Raw genomic sequence first — 5,529 nt, 5'->3', positions numbered from 1 at the left:
TTCGGCATCTGGATGCTTGGCCCGGCGCTGCTGAAATATGGCAACGAAGCGCAGAAGAAAGAACATCTGCCGCGAATCGCGCGCGGTGAAATCCGCTGGTGCCAGGGCTATTCCGAACCGGGCGCCGGATCAGACCTTGCCTCGCTGCGGACGTCGGCCGTCCTCGAGGGCGACGAATATGTGGTCAACGGCTCGAAGATCTGGACCAGCTACGCCGACAAGGCCGACTGGATCTTCTGTCTGGTGCGGACCGACGCGTCGACCAAGCATCTCGGGATCAGCTTCCTGCTGTTCGACATGGAAAGCCCCGGCGTCACCACCAGCCCCATTCTGCTGATTTCGGGCAATTCGCCCTTCTGCCAGACATTCTTCGATGGGGTGCGGGTGCCCGCGCAGAATCTGGTGGGGACGCCCGGCAAGGGCTGGGACATCGCCAAATATCTGCTGACCCACGAGCGGGAAATGATCGGCGGCGATTTCGGCATCAGCGGCGGCGGCAGCCGGCCGATGCACGAAGTTGCGCGCCGGGCGATCGGCACCAACGCCGAGGGGCAACTGCAAGACGGCCTGCTGCGGGCGGAGATCGTCCGCCATGAAATCGATTCGCATGCCTTTGCCCTGACGATGGAACGCGCCAAGGACGAAGCGAAAGCCGGGCAGGGCATGGGCGCGATGTCGTCGATGCTGAAATATTACGGCACCGAACTGAACAAGAAGCGGCAGGAACTGCTGATGAGCATCGGTGGCACCGACATGCTGACATGGGAAGGCGAAGGCTCGCGCGACGGCGACCTTGCGCGCGGATGGCTGCGCAGCCGTGCCAACTCGATCGAAGGCGGAACGTCGGAAGTGCAGTTGAACATCATCGCCAAGCGCGTCCTCCAGCTTCCGGGAGCATGAACCCATGAGCCTCGTCCTCAATGAAGAACAGCGGATGGTGAAGGAATCGGCCGACGGTTTCTTTGCGGAACATGCGCCCGTGCAGCAGTTGCGCAGCCTGCGCGATTCGCATGATGCCGCCGGATACGACCGCGACCTCTGGGCCAGGATGGCCGAAATGGGGTTTGCCGGTGTCGCCATTCCGGAACAGTTCGGCGGTGCCGGGCTGGGCATGGTCGCGGCCGGCATCATCCAGGAAGCGATCGGCCGCAACCTTTCGCTTTCGCCGTTCCTGTCGGCGTCGATCCTGTCGGCAACGGCGATCGCCCGTGGCGGCAGCGATGAACAGAAGGCGACGCTGCTGCCCGGCATCGCCGGAGGCAAGCTGATCGTTGCGCTGGCGGCCGACGAAAAGGCGCGCCACCAGCCGTCGTTCGTGGCGGCACGCGCCGAAAGCGCGGGCAACGGCTTCATGCTGAGCGGGGAAAAGCCGTTCGTGCTGGATGGCCATGTGGCCGACCGGCTGATCGTTGCCGCGCGCACTTCGGGCGCCGACGATGCGCCGGAAGGCATCACGCTGTTTCTGGTCGACCCGAAGGCGAAGGGCGTATCGGTCGCCCGCCGTTCGATGGTGGACAGCCGCAATGCCGCGCGGATCACGCTGGACGGGGTGCAGGTGGACGGCGCCGATGTTCTGGGTGCCGTCGGCGGGGGCCATGCGATTCTGGAAGCCGCGCTCGATGCGGGGCGCGCCTGCCTTGCAGCGGAAATGCTGGGCGTCAGCGCCCAGAGCTTCGACACCACGGTCGACTATCTGAAGAACCGCGAACAGTTCGGCGTGAAGATCGGCAGCTTTCAGGCATTGCAGCATCGTGCGGCCCACCTGTTCTGCGAGGTGGAACTGGCGCGCTCGGCCACGTTGAAGGCGCTGACGGCAATCGACGCCGGCGACGAGCGCGCGCCGTTTTTCGCCGCGCTTGCCAAGGCAAAGGCGGGCGATGTCTGCATCCTTGCCACCAACGAGGCGGTGCAGATGCACGGCGGCATCGGCATGACCGATGAATTCGACATCGGCTTCTACATGAAGCGGGCGCGCGCGGCGCAGGAAACCTTTGGCGATTCGGCATTTCAGGGCGACCGCATTGCCCGCATGCTGGACTATTGAGAACAGACGAGGACGAACGGAACATGGCGTTGACTGAACTCGACAAGGCACTGGATGCAGCGGTTGCGGCAATCACCGCGCCCGGTGGGCAACTGGCGGTGACGACTGCGAATATCCGTGGTGCGGACTATCCGGTCTTTGAACATGCACCGCAGTCGTTGCGCGATTATCTGGCCTTTTTCCTGATGGCCAACGCCGACAAGGAGTTCATAGTCTACCAGGGCGAGCGTTACACCTTCGCCGACATTCAGAAGCAGTCGATCCGGATTGCGGCGACGCTGCAATCGCGGTTCGGTATTTCCAAGGGCGACCGGGTGGCGATCGCCATGCGCAACTATCCCGAATGGGTGTCGCTGTTCCTTGGCGCGACGATGGTGGGCGCGGTGGTCGTGCCGATGAACGCTTGGCTGAAGCCCGAGGAACTGGCCTATGCGCTGCGCGATTCGGGAACCCGCGTCGCCTTTGCCGACGAGGAACGCGTCCGCCGCCTGCGCGACATTGCCGGTCTGTCGGCAGCGATCGTCGCCGTGCGCACCGGGCATCAGGTGGCGGCGCAGCTTGGTGTCGAGACGCTGGAGGATGCAATGGCCGCCAGCCCCGAGGCGCCGTCGTTTCTGCCGCCGATCTATCCCGAAGACGATGCGACCATCATGTACACGTCCGGCTCGACCGGCGCGCCGAAGGGGGCGGTTTCCACCCACCGGGCGGTGGTTTCCGGTTCGCTGAACTATCTGGTGCAGGGCCTTGCCATGCTGCAACTGGCGACGGCGGAAGGAACGGCATTGCCGGCCCAGCAGGTGATGCTGCTGAACGTGCCGCTGTTCCATATCACCGGGCTGGTGCCGATCCTGCTGGTGTCGATTGCGATCGGCCGCAAGATGGTGATCATGTATCGCTGGGATGCGGGCGAGGCGCTGCAACTGATCGAAAAGGAAAAATGCACCTATTTCGTCGGCGTCCCGACCATGAGCCTGGAATTGATGCAGCATCCGGACCGCGACAAATATGATCTTTCGTCACTGCTCGATATTGCGGCCGGTGGCGCGCCGCGCCCGCCCGAACATGTCGAGCGGCTGGTCAAGGCGTTTCCGGGCAAGAACCCGGCGATCGGCTATGGCCTGACGGAAACCAACGGCGTTGGCGCCGGCAACCTGCGCGGCAACTACCGCCTGAAGCCGGATTCGACGGGGCGGGCCAGCAAGCCGATGGTCGATATCGGCATCTTCGACGACGACATGAAGCAACTGGGCGTCGGCGAAATCGGCGAAGTGTGCATTCGTTCATCGGCCAATGCGCGCGGCTATTGGCACAACCCCGAAGCGAGCGCCGCCGCATTCACCGCCGATGGCTGGTTCCGCACAGGCGATCTTGGGCGGCTGGATGCCGAGGACTATCTGTTCATCGTCGATCGCAAGAAAGACATCATCATCCGTGGCGGTGAAAATATCTCGGCTGTCGAGGTGGAAGCCGCGATCTACAACCATCCGTCGGTTGCAGAAGCGGCAGTGTTCGGCCTGCCTGACGACCGGCTGGGCGAAATCGTCGGTGCGGTGGTGTTCCCGAAACCCGGCGAGCATCTGGAGGGCGAGGCCGTGATCCAGTTCGTCGGCCGCGAGCTTGCGCAGTTCAAGGTGCCGGCACGGGTCTGGGTATCGGATCAGCCGCTGCCGAAGCTTGGCTCGGGGAAGATCGACAAGGTGAGCCTGCGTCGGCATTTCCGCGAAGTCCACGCCGGGCGCGTAGTAGCGGCCTGAGCGCCGGGAACAGGTTATGGAATATCAGATCAGACGCGCTGTGGCGGCGGATGCCGCCGCCATCCGCGACTTGTTTCATCGCAGCTTCACGGCGACATTCGCCCACCTCTATCCGCCAGAGGAACTGGCGGAATTTCTGGCGGGCTGCACCGAGGAGCGATTCCTGGACGAATGCACGTCGGTGGAATTCGCCGTCTTTCTGGGGACGGATCGGGCCGGCCGGTTGCTTGGCTATACAACCCTTGGCCCCTATGATCTGGATGCGCATATCGCCGATCTGCTGCAAGGCCGCCGCTGGTGGACGCTGCGGCAGCTCTATCTGGATGAAGCAGCCAAGGGCACCGGCCTTGCTGATGCGTTGATGGCGCAGGCGATCGCCGAAGCGCGCGGCCGCACGATGCAGGATCTGTATCTGACCGTCTGGATCGGCAACCATCGGGCGCGGCGCTTCTACGAGCGGCACGGATTCATCGAAGTCGGGAAATATCCGTTCGCCGTCGGCAACACCGTCGATGACGATCGCATCCTGCGGCTGGAGTTGTGATGGCAACGGTGCTGAAGGCGGGGTTGATCACTTTCGGCCACGGATTTCTGGGCCGCACCGGCGGTGTTTCGGCGGGCCTGTTCGACAGTTTGAATGTCGGGCTTGGTTCGGGTGATGATCCCGTGAACGTCAGGGAAAACCGTGGGCGGGCGCTTGCGGCAGTCGCACCAACGGCCCGGCTGGCGACCGTGCATCAGGTGCATAGCGCGCGCGTCGTCGAAGCGGGCATCTGGGAAGATGCCGCCCGCCCCGAAGCAGATGCGCTGGTGACGAACCGACCCGGCATCGCGCTTGGCGTGCTGACGGCCGATTGCGCGCCGCTGCTGCTGGAGGATGCGCAGGCGGGCGTGATCGGCGCCGCGCACGCCGGATGGAAGGGGGCGCTTGGCGGCGTCATCGTTGCGACCGTCGACGCGATGGTGAAGCTGGGCGCCGACCGGGCGCGGATCACGGCTGCCGTCGGCCCCTGCATAGGCCGTCGATCCTACGAGGTGGATGAAGGATTTCGCGCCCGCTTTGAAACCGCAGATCAGGAATATGGCGCGTTTTTCACCGATGGCCGCGCCGGGCATGCATTCTTCGATCTGGAGGGGTTCTGTCTGTTCCGGCTGGCCGCTGCCGGGGTCATGCGGGCCGAGGGCCTGGGCGTCGACACGAAGGCCGATGCGGAACGGTTTTTCAGCTATCGGCGGACGACGATCGCGCGCGAGCCGGACTATGGCCGCCAGATCAGCCTGATCGCCCTCGAAGGCTGAACACAAAAAAAGGGGGGCACGAAGCCCCCCTGATGTGTGGACCGGCCTGTTATCGGCCGGCTATTTCCGCACGCTTGCCTGAGCGGTCGGGAAGTTAACCCTTGGTCGAAGCGTAGAGCTGCCACAGCCCGGCGATTTCCGACACGTCGCCGGATGGAATCTTGCCGAAGGTGGCCTTGGCGGCCGCAGCGTTGCCGGCGCGAAGCTGGGCGATGCCCTTGAACAGCGAGGCGGTGGCTGCATTCGTCCCCTTTTCGGCGGTGGTGAACGCCGCGATCGCCTGCGGATACTGGCCTGCACCCATGTAGGCGCCGCCCGCCTGGAATGCAGTCGTCGGCGACCTGGCTGCGGCTGCCGCGCCGGCGATCGCCGCCGCCTGCCGCTTTGCAGCAGCGTCTGCAAGCTTGCCTGCCATCGGGTCGGTTGCGGGCA

Annotated in this window: 5 protein-coding genes and 1 pseudogene; 5 read left to right on the top strand and 1 reads right to left on the bottom strand. The window is 64.3% G+C overall.

Features of this window, described 5'->3' with window-relative positions; all coding sequences use genetic code 11:
• From AC16JP_RS03605 to pgeF, 5 genes are all read left to right on the top strand, one after another.
• Positions 1–900: acyl-CoA dehydrogenase family protein (locus AC16JP_RS03605; protein ID WP_484339234.1), on the top strand; the 900-nt coding region annotated here is incomplete at its 5' end.
• A 4-nt stretch (positions 901–904) separates the two neighbouring features.
• Positions 905–2,044, top strand: coding sequence for an acyl-CoA dehydrogenase family protein (locus AC16JP_RS03600; RefSeq protein WP_484339233.1), 1,140 nt, complete (start codon positions 905–907; stop codon positions 2,042–2,044).
• A gap of 23 nt (positions 2,045–2,067) precedes the next feature.
• Positions 2,068–3,798, top strand: coding sequence for a class I adenylate-forming enzyme family protein (locus AC16JP_RS03595; protein WP_484339232.1), 1,731 nt, complete (start codon positions 2,068–2,070; stop codon positions 3,796–3,798).
• 16 nt (positions 3,799–3,814) lie between these two features.
• Positions 3,815–4,342, top strand: a complete 528-nt coding sequence (locus AC16JP_RS03590) for an N-acetyltransferase family protein (RefSeq protein WP_484339231.1) — start codon at positions 3,815–3,817, stop codon at positions 4,340–4,342.
• Complete coding sequence (pgeF, locus tag AC16JP_RS03585; RefSeq protein WP_484339230.1) at positions 4,342–5,097, top strand: peptidoglycan editing factor PgeF; 756 nt, start codon at positions 4,342–4,344, stop codon at positions 5,095–5,097. The genes AC16JP_RS03590 and pgeF overlap by 1 nt, the downstream gene beginning before the upstream one ends.
• Before the next feature lie 94 nt (positions 5,098–5,191).
• Here the strand turns inward: pgeF and AC16JP_RS03580 are convergent.
• Positions 5,192–5,529, bottom strand: a pseudogene (locus AC16JP_RS03580) (hypothetical protein); the annotation flags it as partial.

Source organism: Sandaracinobacteroides sp. (genome assembly GCF_057137845.1).
The sequence above is the reverse complement of the archived record's forward strand: the minus strand, read 5'-3'. Positions and strand labels throughout refer to the sequence as shown.

Bases quoted from the DNA above. Each gene is read 5' to 3' on its own strand.
- AC16JP_RS03600 (WP_484339233.1), top strand. From the start codon at position 905: ATGAGCCTCGTCCTCAATGAAGAACAGCGGATGGTGAAGGAATCGGCC.
- pgeF (WP_484339230.1), top strand. From the start codon at position 4,342: ATGGCAACGGTGCTGAAGGCGGGGTTGATCACTTTCGGCCACGGATTT.
- AC16JP_RS03590 (WP_484339231.1), top strand. From the start codon at position 3,815: ATGGAATATCAGATCAGACGCGCTGTGGCGGCGGATGCCGCCGCCATC.
- AC16JP_RS03595 (WP_484339232.1), top strand. From the start codon at position 2,068: ATGGCGTTGACTGAACTCGACAAGGCACTGGATGCAGCGGTTGCGGCA.